Here is a 14,768-nt window from a genome sequence, read left to right on the forward strand (position 1 = left end):
CTCCAATCGTGGATGATCTATATGAGCTTTCTCAGCCGAATGGAACTGGACTCAACCCTCTTGCACATAAACAACAACAGCACCGCGCCAATCAAATGAACGATAACGGACGATATAGCACTCCATAGATACCCCCAACTTACTGGTGCCAGCCCCCAGAAAATTGGGTTTCTGGTTTGCTCCCACAGCGTCTCCTGCATCAAGCTCCACAAAAACGGTGCAACGGTCAGCGTGATCGATATCATCCATGGAGTCAAGCTGATTATCCGATTACGTGTCCATATATAAAGCGCGATACCAAGGGCGAAAATGATTCCATACTCACATGTTGCGCCAATGCTGACTGGTTGGATGATCGGTAGGGCTGAGAAGATAACCTGCCGAATTCCGTCTGACCCCAGGGGCAGTGAAACACTACTGGGTAACAGTGATACGGAAAACGGTATCCAACTGATAAGAACAGCCAGCCGATCCGTTTGTTTTCTGGTAAATACCATCATGAAGGACATCGTGCCAAGCGTTGCCCAGCGAGCAGGATTCAATGGAAAGTGTTGATGCAACCACACCACCCATTGAGGCGTGGGTATTGGTTCCCATGTGGCAGGATTCCCGATGGTAACGACGGAATCATCAAATCGCGTGTTGGTAAATAGAGCTACTCCCAACGAGATAAAACATAAGACACCCACAATGAGATACCACTTGGGCGAGATTACAAACGTCTCTCGAATAATTTGCTGACGAAGTTCCTTTGCTGTGCCGAATGATGCGAGTGCTCTTTGATGCGCTTGTTCATCCGACAAACCCGCAACTCGATAATGTTGCACAGAATCCTCTAAATGGCTCTGCATTTCCTCGATCCAAGCCACTTTCTCCTGTTTGTGAAGGTAAGTACCGTTTAGGATCTGGTAAAGATAGGCATCGAATCGGTTCATTCGGGCACCACCTTGTCGAAGAAAACCGATAGCAGGCGTTGCTCCGCGTTCCACTCCTCCTGTAATTTCCTGAGATGACTCTTGCCTCGATCTGTGATGCGATAATAACGTCGGCGAGGACCCGAATCCTTGTCCGTCCCCCAGTATCCCTCAATGAATCGATTTGCCTCCAACCGCTTTAACGCTGGATAAAGCGACCCTTCTTTTATTGCCAATGCTCCATGAGTCTGGTCACTTACCTGTTGCGCGATATCGTATCCATACGAGTCGCCTTCCAGGAGAATCGATAACAAAATGACATCCAAGTATCCTCTCAAACGTTCATTTCTCATAAAGCCCCTCCAAACATAGCCTATCTATGTATGTTGCTCTAAATGGTATTCTCCAGTTCTTCAACAATTCCTTTCTTGGTCAAAGAATTTTCATACACCCGCCTTGTATCAAACACTGTAATCACAGTAAAAAAAGCGATAGTGTTCCATACACTGCCGCTCCACAATTTGATGGTTGGTGATTACTTGTGCCTTCTTAGACCAACGGAAACCGTCGCCGAAATCAGGCGATTTGATGCCTGCAATACACGCGATACGTCAGCCAAACAATCGGAATAGATACCAGTATCGCAAGACCAATTACGAGAATCGGGTACAACACTGGATAACCAAACACGTTATAAGCAACGAAGCTCTTAAATAACCTTGATACTTGTATCAATCCTGTGTAGCTAAAGTCCATAAGGGTTTGCGCCCAATTTTTTAACCCGAACATCAACACGATGAGTTCTGGAAGTGCAAAAATTCCTGCTGAAACGAAAAATGTTACCAGTGTGGATCTGTTAAATGATGACAACAACATTATGAGAAATCCGAAGGCAACACCGCCCAACAGTTGAATCAACACCGCAACTCCTATATATTGCGCCACGGACAAGTGAAAAGGTGCACTATATAAGGCAATGCTTTGTAACGGGTAGTTAAATCCCCCAATATCAAACAGACTCAGGTTTGAAGCAACATTTACTACCAGCAAAATGCCTTCCATCACCAAAACATATAGCGTTGAAGCCAGAATCTTAGCAGTGACCAGTTGTCTCCTGCCACGTTTTGCTGTCAATAAAAAACTATCCGTTCCCAAGGAATATTCCTCTGAAAAAACAGGCGACAAACCAACCAGGATGATCGCTCCAAAAATGATGAGTCCATACGTCTTGAAGAAGTCAACCATCATGTTGCTGGCACCGTTGTAGTGTCCAAAGCCGATGTACGGGAGATGTTTCATCATGTTGTATTCAAGGGTATCCGCGCGATAAGTAAACCCGATTTGCCCCTGCGCTTTGAGCTTGTTAATGGATTGCTGTAGCATTTCCAGGTCTGGTTTAATTGCACTACCTGTTTCCGCATTTAGAATGGCTGTATCACGTAAATACGCGCGATTCAGCATGTTCACTTCATTGTTTGGAAGCCCCGCCGTACATTCAAGCTTCGGTGCAATTTTTTTCAGTTCTGACTTTGCTTGCTGTACCTGTTGGGCAGTCGGTGGCACGGACTGATAGTAGCCTGCATAACCACCTGATGACGAAGTAAGTATTTGCAAGGGCAGATAGATACAAAACACCATGATGGCGAAGAAAATCCATACACTCTTTCGAGAAAACAGCTTATATAACTCAAACCGCGTTAGTGACAGTGGCTTCATCTGAGGTCGCCTCCTCACCAAAATAGTAGAGATATAAGTCTTCTAAGGTCGGAGTGACCGTTTCTGCATTCGGTAACGGTTGCTGATCGGATACAATACGAAGGGATACACCATCATGAGTGCGGGTCACACTGCCAACCTGGAATTGTTGCTGAATGGTTGACACTTGCCGTTCCGTGCAGGTTAATGACCACACTTTCCTTTCTATCTGCCGTAAGAATCCCTCTGGGGTATTCCGATTCACCAATTGCCCGTTTTTAATAATCAGGACATCCTGTGCCACGAATTCCACATCTGAGATGATATGGGTAGACAACAGCACAATCCGATTCGTCGAAAAGTCTGAAAGGAGATTGCGAAATCGAATCCGTTCTTTCGGATCAAGACCTGCGGTGGGTTCATCGACAATCAGGATCTTCGGGTCATTTAATAGAGCTTGTGCAATGCCTAACCGTTGTTTCATCCCACCAGAAAACTTACCAACCTTAACGTGGCGAACGTCATCAAGGTTCACCAGTTGCAACATCTCCGAAACTTTCCTTTCAGCACTGGACTTGTCCAACCCTTTTAATGCCGCGATATACATCAAAAAACGTTCAGCCGTAAACCTCTTATAAAGACCAAAGCTCTGTGGTAAATAGCCAAGGATATCTCGGTAGTCTTCACCCATTGTGGTGATGTCCTCTCCATCGACCAATACCCTGCCAGCGGATGGGCGGAGAATCCCTGCTATAATACGCATCAACGTACTTTTGCCAGCACCGTTCGGTCCTAATAATGCATGTACGCCTTCAGACAGTTCAACGTTGAAGTTCTTTAGTGCGTTTTTTCCTCTGTAGCTTTTCGAGATGTTCTCAATCTGCAATTTCAACGAAGATCCCTCTTTCCGCTCGGTTCCGTAGTTGGATAGACTGCATCCAGAGTAATGCGAATCCTACCACTCCAAACAAAACGAATAACGTGTCATTAAGCGATAGCAAATAGGGCAATGTTTTTGGATTCGAAAGGATACCGATTACGAGAGCACCCCATACGGAGACTGCAATCGGGACCAAACGTCTGCCTCGAAACCTCGATGCCAGAAACAGCATAATGCTGGATATCCACGTAAACGGAACCACCCAGAACAACAGCACTTTCCATAAATCAATGCCAAACGTCCAATATAGTCCGAACGAGATGATGGCATTGAGTACGACATTGTACGAGCCAATGAGAACAAATCGTGCCATCATGATTTGCGGAAGTGACATCTTGCTGGCAAGTTCCATTTCCGCCATCCCGCTGTCTGTACTTCGGAGAATCTCCAATACTCCAAGAATAAATGGCATCGGAGAAAGAACTAAGACCGTCTTATAGGGGCTAATTGAATCAAACACCGTTGCAACGTATCCACTAACGAAAAGCAACAAGCTAAAGAGCCAAAACCACTTTGAAACATATTCGACTTGAAGCGACAGCGTATGAAACATTCGCTTCAATTTACTGCTTTCCGAGGCGTACCGTGGTACATGGACAACACAATTTTCGATTGTGTTTTGAATGACATGTTCAGGAGGAAATTCCACTGTATACTCATCGAGCATTCTTGCGAGTTCTTCAACCTCAAGTTCTTCACCCTTTTCCCTAAACAGATGTTCCCACTCACGAGTTGTGTCTCTCTTTGTCATAGCCATCACCTCCCTTGACCAGCTTTCTTAATTTCCCCAGCCCTTGATAGAGCCGAGACTTAACTGTGGACTCCGTACATTGCATGATCTCAGCGATTTCCCTTATCTTCATCCCTTCAAAATAACTGAGCACAATGGTGTCGCGTTGGTAGTCAGGCAACTCCATTAAAGCATTCCTGATTGCCCTTCTCTCGTCATTTCGTTCCAACAGCCGATAAACGTTCATGGATTCATCAGCAATCTCAGGTCGGATCTCAATCTCATTCTTCTTTCGAGCATGTGTCGCACTTCGGAAATGATCTGCACAATGATGGTATGTGACGGAAGTGAGCCAACTTTTGAATTTTCCTTCTCCCTTGTAGGAGGAAACTGACTTTGCCACCTTTATGAAGACCTCTTGTGTCAAATCACATGCCACGTGATAATCGCCCGTCTTTCGATATATGATGCCAAACACCAATTTGTAATAGCGTCGGATTAAGACTTCCATAGCGGAACGGCTACCACGTCTGATTTCAGCGATGAGTTCTTCATCCGATTGCAAATTGTCACCCTCCTTTCGCTTATGTAGACGAGAAACAACCTGTAATAGTTTTAAGTTGTATGTACCAGTCCGAGCTATGTCCCATCGGAGGGAACTTATCCACCGATACACATCTATTTGTGGATAATTCCTATTTGTCGGACATATAGAGAGACCCACCCAATATTTCTTCTATGCTCTTGAGACAAATCTGCCCACTGCTACGTCTAAGTGTATACCAGGAAACAAAGGAGCGAGGAACATGAACAAACAACGTCTGCGTTGGTGGGATATTTCGGGGCAATCCGAGTCGGGTACGATATTTGTCTATATTGTTGAGGCAACATCACGGAAAAAGGTCATTCGTCGATTCGGGGAACTAAACAATGCAAGGACTTTGATGGAACCACCGTTTCTGTTACATTCCCGCGTGACCAGGGACAAATCCGAGTCCATGCTAACGACTGGTTCCCTGGAACCCTGACTCATCTCTATGTTCCTGATACGAGGACGATTGTCGAACTCATTCGAGCACCTCGCTATAAATGCGAGTGCGGTGAGGTTCACATTTCCGAAGGTAAGTATCCATCTGTATGGTGCTCTTGCGGCAAGAAGGCTTATCCAGTTGTAGACGCTTCACAGAAAAAGCAACAAGACATTCAGCCGCAAGAGCTATTCTCGTCAATGCTCGAAAGGCGTAAGCGGAAGGATATCCGAGCTTGACTATGGAATAGAATGTCGGTGGAGGTGGCGACATGCCCAAGCGAGTGGCTTCTTCAATCGTTGTCATCATCTTCCTGCTGGCAATTCTGAGCGCCGCCACGGTGTATTATCGTAAGACCTACTTCTTCAGCCCGTTGACCTTTCGGCAAGACAGCGTAATCAATCTGCCGTACAAATACTACAGAAATCCATTGTATATCGAATTTGACTTTGTGAAGCCAGGTTCAAACCCTTATCTCCCAGTTTGGTATCGCTCTGTAACGACAAATCGCAGTGAAATACTCCAAGTGATTGCCGACCTGCGACGTGCGACTCCATCCTCGGTACACCCCAACCATAGGATGCTTGGTAACGCGGGCATGTCCTACATTCTTCTGAGGCAACAGGTGTTTCCAACACCACGACCACCGAGTCCAATCTTGCTAACCGTACAGATATACAATCCTCAACATGTTATGGAGATCATCCAATCCAACGGACAGCCGCCTGTGGTGCGAAACATCCCTCAATCCTTGCTGACGATACTGAACCAGCAAGAGTCAAAATCTGTGCCTGATAAGTAGGTAAAGGCGATGCTCAAACCACGATACTCCTCATTCTCCAATCTCCAAGGAGCAAATACTCACTGGTCAGCATAAGCATGAGTAGTCCAGGAAGCTCTTCATTGTCCTTCACAGCCATACGTAATATTGTTCCATTTTCAAAATCGAAAATCGCAAATTTGAATTTTGCATTTTTCAAAACCGTTTACACCATATAATGGAAGTGTAGAGGCGGAACGCTCGATAAGACCTTAATAACGAAATTAAGATCGCATTCTTGCCGTCGGTCAATCCTCCCCTTCAACTTCCACAGTATTCCATTTTGGAATTTGAAAATGAACAGTACCTATTCTGTATTTGACATTGCTACTCACCAAAACACTGCATCAGGTGGCGATTAGAGACTGCGTGGTAGTCGATACAGGGTCATTTGGCATGATTCCATACAATCTAATACCAGCACTGCTACTGGCTTTTTCACGCTCTCTTCCCGCACGGTCTTTCCCTTCACCCTTTCTGCAACCTTTTCCCAATTTCGATTTTGAAATTTGCAAATTACCGATTTTGCATTTCTAACTATGTTCCCATCAAAAAATCTCCTGCTTTTTTCCCGCCTCCATCCCGCATTCCACCGTACTCAATTGTGAACAGTGAATATAAAGTCTCGCACGCAGTTCCCTCATTCCGTCTTTTAACCCCTTTTTTTCCTGTCACGACTTTATTCTTGGGAAAATAAAGTTCTGCGCTGCAATCGCAGCATCCAAGGCGGCACGATCAATACCCTTGCGCGGCGGATCGAATACGATCACGTCCGCTTGGCCGCCAGATTCTATCCACTTTGGCAGCCACTCTTCGACCCGTGCTCCGTGAAACTCCGCATTTTCGATGCGATTCAGTTCGGCATTTTCCCGGGCATCCTCAATTGCCTGTGCAATTTCCTCAACGCCAATGACGCGGCGGGCGTGCGGCGCAAGCAGCAAGGTTAGCGTGCCAATTCCGCAATAGGCGTCGATCACGACATCTTCCGGCGTCACCTGCGCCTGTTGCAACACCACTTGATACATGCGATCCGCCATCCCCGTCTGTACCTGTAAGAATGACCGGGGCGACACACGGAAACGCCGGCCACCCATACGTTCCATGAGATAGCCGTCGCCTTTCTGCACGTTGACGGTGCGACCCCAAATGGGCCCTGTCGGACGCGGTTGGACCGTCATGGCCACCGTTTTGACGGACGGCGCATGAAAACGAGCGAGCGTGCGCGCGAATTCATCGTCGCCATTAGCGGTGCAGAATACAATCATCTGCTCGGCATTCGTCGCAGACTCGCGCAAGACAATGTGGTGCACGTCTGCAGCCGCTGGTCCGATGCTTGTCAGGAAGCGGCATGCCCGTACAAGAGTGCTTTGCATCGTCTCCGAAATGAGGTGACACGAGTCGGTCACTGCCATTGCGTGCGTTTCAGCCGCAAAAAAACCCATCTCAACCCGCTTCTCATCTGCATTATAGCGCACCGGCATCTGCACCTGGTTGCGGTATCGAAACGGCGTATGCGATCCGATGATAGGACGGACGACAGCATCGACATCCAAGCCGAGCCGCTCCGCGATGCGGCGGATGCGTCCCTCTTTCCATATCGTCTGTGCCTCGTAGCGCATGTGTTGGACTTGGCATCCTCCGCATTCACCGAACACTGGACACGGCGCATCCTGCCGATCCGCCGATGCCGTGCGTCGCTCCACTACTTGCCCGCAAGCGAATCGCTTCTCTACGGATGTAATGCGAATTCTTGCATCCTCGCCGACAAGGAGAAACGGGATGAACACCGTCATCCCGTTGCAGATGGCGACACCATCGCCGTTGTCGTTAAGGCGTATAGCCGTCACGTCAAATTCTTCACCGACCGAAATGGCCTTTTGTTGATCAACGTCCGCCATCCGCGCCCTCCCTTGATATCCACTTGCCTATCACAAGGCATTGATCTTTTCAATCAGCAATTGGTTGACGAGCGCAGGATTGGCTTTGCCTTTCGTCGCTTTCATCACTTGGCCCACCAACGCCGCCAATGCGCGATCCTTGCCACCCTTATAGTCGGCGACCGACTTCTCATTATGGGCAATCACCTCATCGAGAATCGGCCCCAGCACGGCGACATCGCTGATCTGCTCCATCCCCTGCTCCTTAATGATGGCAGCGGCACTCTTACCCGTTTCCCACATCGCCTTGAATACTTCACGCCCCTGCTTCGATGAGATCTTCCCGCTCCCGATCTCGCCGATAAGACCCGCGAGATTCTCAGGCGTGATGGGGCATTCGGCGAACGTCTTCCCTTCGCTGTTCAGGGCGCCCAAGATGTCGCTCATGACCCAGTTGCTTGCCGCCTTGGCATCTGCACCGGCCGCAAGCACCTGTTCGTAGTACGCGGCTGTCTTCGGATCTGCCGTGAGAACGCCAGCGTCGTATGCCGGCAGGCCAAGTTCCTCCTCGTAGCGACGGCGCTTCGCTGCCGGTAGCTCAGGGATGGAAGCCCGAATCTGTGCCAGCCAGGCGTCATCAATATCGAGATCGACCAAATCAGGCTCAGGGAAGTAGCGATAGTCGTGCGCTTCTTCCTTTGACCGCATGGAAATGGTCGTCTGCGTGGCCTCGTCAAAGCGACGCGTTTCCTGAACGACTGACTCACCAGCTTCGTACAATTCGCGCTGGCGTTCCACCTCGTACTCCAGGCCGCGTTGAACATTGCGGAATGAGTTCATGTTCTTAAGCTCGGCCTTGTTACCAAACGTCGTCGAACCGACCGGACGCAAGGAAATGTTGGCGTCACAGCGCAGCGATCCCTCTTCCATCCGGCAATCAGACACATCACAATATTCCATGATGCTCTTCAAAGCCTCTAGGTATAACCGAGCTTCTTCCGGGGATCGAATGTCTGGTTCTGACACGATCTCGATGAGTGGCACGCCGGTGCGGTTGAAGTCGACCAATGTGTGAGACCCATCGGCGGCATGCGTCGACTTGCCGGCATCTTCCTCGAGGTGCAAACGCGTGATACCAATGCGTTTGCGCTCGCCCCCCACTTCGATCTCGATGTATCCGTGCTCGCCGATCGGCTTATCAAACTGCGAGATTTGATACCCTTTGGGCGAATCCGGATAAAAATAGTTTTTGCGGTCAAATTTCGAATGCTGATTGATCTGGCAATTGAGCGCAAGCGCTGCCCGCAGGCCGAGCTCAAGCGCGTTTTTGTTCAGCACGGGAAGGGCGCCAGGATGGCCCATGCAAACCGGACAGACGTTTGTGTTCGGCTCCGACTTGCTGTCGTTTTTACAACCACAGAAAATCTTCGAAGCCGTCTTTAATTCAACGTGCACTTCGAGGCCAATGACCGTTTCGTAGTTCATTCCGCCACCCCCAACACCGGCCGTTGCCACGCAAAGGATCGCAATTGCTCATAGGCGTGCGCGACGCGCAAAATCGACTTTTCATCAAACGGCTTGGCAAGGATTTGCAAGCCAATCGGAAGTCCTCCTGCAAAACCACAGGGCACGCTGGCTCCTGGCAGCCCTGCGAGGTTTGCCGGGATCGTATAGATGTCGTTTAAGTACATTTGCAACGGGTTGTCCGCCTTCTCCCCGAACTTGAACGCAGTGGTCGGCGTCGTCGGCATGAGGATGACGTCGCAATGGGCAAAAGCGCGATCGTAATCCTGGCGAATCAGGGTGCGCATCTGCTGCGCCCGCTTGTAGTACGCGTCATAGTAGCCGGAGGACAGCGCGTATGTGCCGATGATGATGCGCCGCTTTACCTCCATACCGAAACCTTCACTGCGCGAGCGCTCAAACATGTCGATGACGCCGCTCGCTTCGGCACGCCGCCCGTAGCGCACGCCGTCAAACCGCGCGAGGTTGGACGACGCCTCGGCGGGCGCGATGAGATAGTACGTGGCCACGGCGTACTCCATATGCGGGAGTTCGACTTCGACCACTTGCGCACCGGCCTGTTCCAGGGTGCGAATGGCTTCCTCGACCGCAGCCTTGATGGCCGGATCCAGCCCCTCCTCCGGCAGGTTGCGGACAATGCCGATACGCATCCCCTTAACCCCTGCATCGATGCCTTCCGTGAAGTCGATCTCGCCCTGCCCGCGCGCCGAGGTGGAATCCATCGGGTCATGTCCACAGATGGCGTTCAAGACAATCGCCGCGTCCTCCGCTGTGCGCGTGAAGGGACCAATTTGATCTAGTGATGACGCAAAGGCGATCAAGCCGTAACGCGAGACGCGCCCATAGGTCGGCTTGAGACCGAAACATCCACAAAATGCGGCCGGTTGACGAATCGAACCGCCGGTGTCCGAACCGAGCGCGAATGGGACAAGCCCTGCCGCGACGGCAGCTGCGGACCCACCGCTGGAGCCGCCAGGAACGTATTCCTTGCCATACGGGTTGGCCGTCTTCTGGAACGCGGACGTCTCTGTCGAAGAACCCATAGCAAACTCGTCCATATTGGTCTTGCCAACCATCACGCCGCCTGCGGCTTCGAGTTTTTGCGCGCTCGTCGCACTGTAGGGTGGTATGTAATTTTCAAGTATGCGTGAGGCTGCCGTGGTACGAACGCCTTTCGTCACAATGTTGTCCTTCAATGCATACGGAACGCCACGCAAAAGCGCACCCTCGGACGCCTGTCCGCTGTCGATTCGATCCGCCGTCTGCAACGCGGCTTCGGGATCGACAAGCAAAAACGATTTTAGTTCGCCATCAATTTGCTCAATCGCCGAAAGCGACTGTTGCACCCAATCGCGTGACTTCGTCTCGCCCTGGCGAATGGATGTAAGAATCTCCTTGACGGTCTTCCCGTTCATGCACCGCCGCCTCCTTCCAACACCGCGGGTACGCGAACCTGCCCAGCCTCTGCCTCCGGTGCGTTGGCGAGAGCGAGATCGCGCGGGAGGCTCGGGCGCACGACATCGTCGCGTAGGACGTTAACCTCTTGGAAAGGATGGCTCGTCGGCTCCACGCCGTCGAGTTGAACCTGTTGTAACTGTTCCGCGTATTCGAGAATGTCGCTCAACTGCGGCGCCAATTGCCTCAGATCCTCGGGAGGCATCGCGAGCCGCGCCAGCCGGGCGACATGGCTGACCGTTTCTGCAGTGATTTTCAACGGGTATCCTCCTTCAATTCGCCGTCAAGCCCAAGCTTCACGGGCCGCAAACAGATTGTTGCTGCGCCCTCGTTTTACTGGCTTGTCCACGCGCAGTTCCTTTCGGGATTATAGCATAGCCGCGCAAAGCTTCGCCTGTGCGCGGCCTAGTGCGAAACAATTTCAACCAGAATGGAGGCGAGTGAAAAGCAGACGCCGACGAGGTACAGGATGGCGACTGTCTGCACCTGATTCAGTCCCGATTTCATCAATAAGTGAAACGTATGTCCTTTGTCGGCGATGTAAATGGGACGGCGTTCTTTAAATCGACGCGAGACGACCCATAACGTGTCGAGGATGGGAACGCCTAAGGCGAGCATCGGCACAGCCAAGGAGACAATGGTCGCACTTTTAAAAGCGCCATCGACTGCGATGGCTGACAAGGCGTAACCGAGGAATGTCGCTCCGGCATCCCCCATGAATATGCGGGCCGGATGGAAGTTGTACTTGAGGAAGCCGAGAGCGGAACCGACCAGAGAAATGGCGAGCATGGCCATCATATCCTGGCCCTTCATCAGGGCGATAAAGACTAGCGTCAAAGCGGAAATGGCTGCAATGCCAGCGGCCAAGCCGTCAACACCGTCGAGAAAATTCATCATGTTGGTAACGGCGACGACCCAAAACACGGTGGCAACAGCCGACAACCAGCCCGGGAAAGCGTAATACATATGTGCGAATGGGAGGTTGACCCCACTGATGCGCACGTGAAAGAGCACCAGGACGATGGCTGCGGCAATTTGCATAAGGAATTTCGGCCAAGCCTTAAAATCACGCCCGCGAGTCTTGTAATAATCATCCAGAACACCAATGCCAAAGATGATGAAGCCGCCAGCCGTAATGCCCCAATAAGTTGAGTGCCGATGCCCAAGGACACCTGCGGCGACGACAAATGATATGTATATGGCGAGTCCGCCAAGGAGCGGAATCGGTTCACGGTGAATCTTGCGCTGGTTTGGGCGATCCACAAACCCGGTACGCAGGGCAAACGCACGGATAAACGGGATTGAAAAGTTGGAGATAAGCGCAGCAACTGCGCAACAGACGAACAGATACCATCCAGGAACCATGCCGGCGATGCGACCTCCCATCCTGACGAGGCAAATCTCCTTACCGACCCGATTGTACCAAAGTTCGATAGCTGTCCGCTTGAATTTCGCGATGGTCAGTCATGGGCATTTGATGTGGGACATAGACATGAAGCGAACAGGCTAACACCATTCTACGCAAGGGGGCTGCACGACATTGCCTACCCATGACGTCATCATCGGTCTTCTCATCGCTCTTCCGATCGCGTTCATCGCCGGTCGCTACTCCAATCGGATCGCATTTTTTCATGCTCAAACGGAAGAAAAGCTGACGGTACCCGAATTTTTGAAGTCGCGGCAGTAAACGCAATCTGGCAGCCGGGGCTGGGTATTCCCAGCCCCTTTGCATGGTTAGCCCCGCACTCCAGCCTCATCGACGATCCGCAAAAATTCGGCTTCATCAAGAATTTGTAGTGTCGCATTCGGATGTGTTGCGAGAATCTCCTGCGCCTTGGCGAGTTTGCTGCCTGCCTTCTCCCCGGCAATCAGGATATCCGTCTTGACACTGACGCTTGACGAGACCTTTCCACCCAATTGCTCAACCCACGCCGCCGCCTGTTTGCGATCCGCCTGTGCTAAAACACCCGTCAGCACGACCGTCTTTCCTGCAAACGGCCCATCGGTCACGGCACGTGCGCCAAGGTACTCCATATTCAGCCCGAGCTCTTTGAGTTCCCGAATGAGCTGTTGCACGCTTGGATTGGCGAAATACAGACGAATGCTCTCCGCCATCTTTGGTCCTACATCGGATACCTGCATCAACGAATCCATATCGGCAACCATCAAAGCGTCCATGGTGCCAAATTGCTCGGCCAAGGTCTTCGCCGCCTTTTCCCCGACATGCCGGATACCAAGGCCAAACAACAGACGCTCTAACGAGTTGCGCTTGCTATCCGAAATCGCGCGCAACAACTTGTCGGCCAACCTGTCGCCCATCCGTTCAAGCTGTAGAAGGTCTCCTTTTTTCAAGCGATACAAGTCTGCGTACGTGCGCACCAGGCCGCGTTCCAATAGGATGGCGATCCACTGCTCGCCAAGCCCCTCAATGTTCATAGCATCCCGTGACGCAAAATGGATCAACCCCTCGCGAAGCAAAGCAGGGCAGTCTGGGTTCATGCATCGCCACGCCACTTCTCCATTGAGTTTTTGTAAGGGCGATCCGCACTGCGGGCAGGTGGTTGGCATCCGAAACATCGGCAATTCTTCTGTGCGCCGCTCTGGCAGCGCGCGGATGACCTCAGGGATGATGTCCCCCGCCTTTTGCACGACAATGACATCCCCGACGCGAATGTCCTTTTCCCGAATCAAATCCTCGTTGTGCAGCGAGGCGCGCGAGACGGTAGTACCAGCCAACTGCACGGGATCAAACACGGCTGTAGGCGTGACCGCACCCGTACGACCAACGGTGAGCTCAATGCTCCTCAGCGTGGTCTCTGCCTGTTCCGCAGCATATTTATAAGCAATCGCCCAGCGTGGGCTCTTTGCTGTAAAGCCAAGCTCATCTTGCAAAGCGAGATCGTCAACCTTAATGACCATGCCGTCGGTCGCATACGGAAGTTGGTGGCGGCGCTCCGCCCACTCCTCGATATACGCCACGACTTCTTCGATGTCCCGACACAGTTTGCGCTCGCCGTGGGCTGGCAGTCCTAGTCGCGCGACGTAGGTCAAGGCTTCGCTGTGTGTCTCTACCGCGTGTTCGCCCGGCTGTGCCAATTGGTATACAATTACACCGAGCCTGCGTGAGGCCGCAATAGCAGGATCCAACTGTCGCAATGATCCGGCTGCTGCGTTGCGCGGATTCGCAAACAACGGCTCGCCCTGCGCCTCACGCAACTCGTTGAGACGCGCAAATTCCCGCTTTGGCATATACGCCTCGCCTCGCACCTCAATACTCACGGGTTCATTGAGTTGCAGGGGTACGTTGCGAATGGTACGAATGTTCGGGGTGATGTCCTCACCAACCTCGCCATCGCCGCGGGTGGCCCCTTGCACCAAAACGCCGTTTTCATAGCGCAACGAGACGGCGAGCCCATCGATCTTCAATTCGCAGACATAGCGAACCGCATCGCCCACCACCTGGCGTACACGCTTGTCAAACTCGAGCAGATCCCCGGCGGAATACGCGTTTGCGAGGGAAAGCATGGGAATTTCGTGTTCGACCTTGGTGAATCCCTCGGCCACCGGGGCACCAACGCGTTGTGTCGGCGACGTCGGATCGGCCAATTCTGGGTACATAGCCTCTAATTGCAGCAGTTCCCGCATCAACGAGTCCCATTCCGCGTCTGTGATCTCCGGCTTATCCTCGAGGTAGTACCTCCGATTGTGATACTCGATTTGCTCGCGCAACTCTTTCACGCGCGATTTCGCTTCTTCGAGCGTCATGCTCATCATCGATATCCTCC

14 protein-coding genes are annotated in these 14,768 nt (G+C 51.5%); 2 read left to right on the plus strand and 12 right to left on the minus strand.

The window, feature by feature from the left end:
* Nucleotides 1–17: 17 nt before the first annotated feature.
* The 6 genes from QMF38_RS06460 to QMF38_RS06485 form a co-directional block, all read right to left on the minus strand.
* On the minus strand, nucleotides 18–935 hold the full coding sequence (locus QMF38_RS06460; protein ID WP_072873486.1) for a permease prefix domain 1-containing protein: 918 nt from the start codon (nucleotides 933–935) through the stop codon (nucleotides 18–20).
* On the minus strand, nucleotides 932–1,267 hold the full coding sequence (locus QMF38_RS06465) for a PadR family transcriptional regulator (RefSeq protein WP_058095759.1): 336 nt from the start codon (nucleotides 1,265–1,267) through the stop codon (nucleotides 932–934). Before QMF38_RS06465 ends, QMF38_RS06460 begins: the two co-directional genes overlap by 4 nt.
* Before the next feature lie 223 nt (nucleotides 1,268–1,490).
* Nucleotides 1,491–2,630 (minus strand): ABC transporter permease subunit, encoded by a 1,140-nt coding sequence (locus QMF38_RS06470; protein ID WP_072873487.1) that lies wholly within the window; start codon nucleotides 2,628–2,630, stop codon nucleotides 1,491–1,493.
* A complete protein-coding gene (locus QMF38_RS06475; RefSeq protein WP_058095757.1) occupies nucleotides 2,602–3,501 on the minus strand; it encodes an ABC transporter ATP-binding protein in 900 nt (299 codons plus the stop codon). Before QMF38_RS06475 ends, QMF38_RS06470 begins: the two co-directional genes overlap by 29 nt.
* A complete protein-coding gene (locus QMF38_RS06480) occupies nucleotides 3,485–4,300 on the minus strand; it encodes a hypothetical protein (RefSeq protein WP_281758957.1) in 816 nt (271 codons plus the stop codon). Before QMF38_RS06480 ends, QMF38_RS06475 begins: the two co-directional genes overlap by 17 nt.
* The gene (locus QMF38_RS06485) at nucleotides 4,275–4,844 is read right to left on the minus strand and encodes an RNA polymerase sigma factor (protein ID WP_058095755.1); all 570 of its coding nucleotides are present in this window, start codon (nucleotides 4,842–4,844) and stop codon (nucleotides 4,275–4,277) included. Before QMF38_RS06485 ends, QMF38_RS06480 begins: the two co-directional genes overlap by 26 nt.
* Nucleotides 4,845–5,578: 734 nt before the next feature.
* Between QMF38_RS06485 and QMF38_RS06490 the strand changes: the two genes are divergently transcribed.
* On the plus strand, nucleotides 5,579–6,109 hold the full coding sequence (locus QMF38_RS06490) for a hypothetical protein (protein WP_072873490.1): 531 nt from the start codon (nucleotides 5,579–5,581) through the stop codon (nucleotides 6,107–6,109).
* A 689-nt stretch (nucleotides 6,110–6,798) separates the two neighbouring features.
* Here QMF38_RS06490 and rlmD read toward each other — a convergent pair.
* From rlmD to QMF38_RS06515, 5 genes are all read right to left on the minus strand, one after another.
* On the minus strand, nucleotides 6,799–8,025 hold the full coding sequence (gene rlmD / locus QMF38_RS06495) for a 23S rRNA (uracil(1939)-C(5))-methyltransferase RlmD (protein ID WP_281758958.1): 1,227 nt from the start codon (nucleotides 8,023–8,025) through the stop codon (nucleotides 6,799–6,801).
* A gap of 30 nt (nucleotides 8,026–8,055) precedes the next feature.
* Nucleotides 8,056–9,489 (minus strand): Asp-tRNA(Asn)/Glu-tRNA(Gln) amidotransferase subunit GatB, encoded by a 1,434-nt coding sequence (gene gatB / locus QMF38_RS06500; RefSeq protein ID WP_281758959.1) that lies wholly within the window; start codon nucleotides 9,487–9,489, stop codon nucleotides 8,056–8,058.
* Nucleotides 9,486–10,943 (minus strand): Asp-tRNA(Asn)/Glu-tRNA(Gln) amidotransferase subunit GatA, encoded by a 1,458-nt coding sequence (gatA, locus tag QMF38_RS06505; RefSeq protein WP_281758960.1) that lies wholly within the window; start codon nucleotides 10,941–10,943, stop codon nucleotides 9,486–9,488. The genes gatB and gatA overlap by 4 nt, the downstream gene beginning before the upstream one ends.
* On the minus strand, nucleotides 10,940–11,242 hold the full coding sequence (gene gatC / locus QMF38_RS06510; RefSeq protein ID WP_058095452.1) for an Asp-tRNA(Asn)/Glu-tRNA(Gln) amidotransferase subunit GatC: 303 nt from the start codon (nucleotides 11,240–11,242) through the stop codon (nucleotides 10,940–10,942). The genes gatA and gatC overlap by 4 nt, the downstream gene beginning before the upstream one ends.
* Nucleotides 11,243–11,388: 146 nt before the next feature.
* Entirely contained in the window at nucleotides 11,389–12,369 is a 981-nt protein-coding gene (locus tag QMF38_RS06515; protein WP_281758961.1) for an MraY family glycosyltransferase, read from the minus strand.
* 154 nt (nucleotides 12,370–12,523) lie between these two features.
* Between QMF38_RS06515 and QMF38_RS06520 the strand changes: the two genes are divergently transcribed.
* Nucleotides 12,524–12,670, plus strand: coding sequence for a hypothetical protein (locus tag QMF38_RS06520; RefSeq protein ID WP_006445404.1), 147 nt, complete (start codon nucleotides 12,524–12,526; stop codon nucleotides 12,668–12,670).
* A gap of 47 nt (nucleotides 12,671–12,717) precedes the next feature.
* On the opposite strand, the gene ligA is transcribed toward QMF38_RS06520, so the two are convergent.
* On the minus strand, nucleotides 12,718–14,748 hold the full coding sequence (gene ligA / locus QMF38_RS06525) for an NAD-dependent DNA ligase LigA (RefSeq protein ID WP_281759005.1): 2,031 nt from the start codon (nucleotides 14,746–14,748) through the stop codon (nucleotides 12,718–12,720).
* Between the last annotated feature and the right edge of the window lie 20 nt (nucleotides 14,749–14,768).

The organism is Alicyclobacillus hesperidum subsp. aegles (genome assembly GCF_027923525.1).
Taxonomy (GTDB): Bacteria; Bacillota; Bacilli; order Alicyclobacillales; family Alicyclobacillaceae; genus Alicyclobacillus; species Alicyclobacillus aegles.

Excerpts from the sequence above, each read along its gene's own strand:
- QMF38_RS06460 (WP_072873486.1), bottom strand. The coding sequence starts at position 935 with ATGAACCGATTCGATGCCTATCTTTACCAGATCCTAAACGGTACTTAC.
- QMF38_RS06465 (WP_058095759.1), bottom strand. The coding sequence starts at position 1,267 with ATGAGAAATGAACGTTTGAGAGGATACTTGGATGTCATTTTGTTATCG.
- QMF38_RS06470 (WP_072873487.1), bottom strand. The coding sequence starts at position 2,630 with ATGAAGCCACTGTCACTAACGCGGTTTGAGTTATATAAGCTGTTTTCT.
- QMF38_RS06480 (WP_281758957.1), bottom strand. The coding sequence starts at position 4,300 with ATGACAAAGAGAGACACAACTCGTGAGTGGGAACATCTGTTTAGGGAA.
- QMF38_RS06490 (WP_072873490.1), top strand. The coding sequence starts at position 5,579 with ATGCCCAAGCGAGTGGCTTCTTCAATCGTTGTCATCATCTTCCTGCTG.
- rlmD (WP_281758958.1), bottom strand. The coding sequence starts at position 8,025 with ATGGCGGACGTTGATCAACAAAAGGCCATTTCGGTCGGTGAAGAATTT.
- gatB (WP_281758959.1), bottom strand. The coding sequence starts at position 9,489 with ATGAACTACGAAACGGTCATTGGCCTCGAAGTGCACGTTGAATTAAAG.
- gatA (WP_281758960.1), bottom strand. The coding sequence starts at position 10,943 with ATGAACGGGAAGACCGTCAAGGAGATTCTTACATCCATTCGCCAGGGC.
- QMF38_RS06515 (WP_281758961.1), bottom strand. The coding sequence starts at position 12,369 with ATGGGAGGTCGCATCGCCGGCATGGTTCCTGGATGGTATCTGTTCGTC.
- ligA (WP_281759005.1), bottom strand. The coding sequence starts at position 14,748 with ATGACGCTCGAAGAAGCGAAATCGCGCGTGAAAGAGTTGCGCGAGCAA.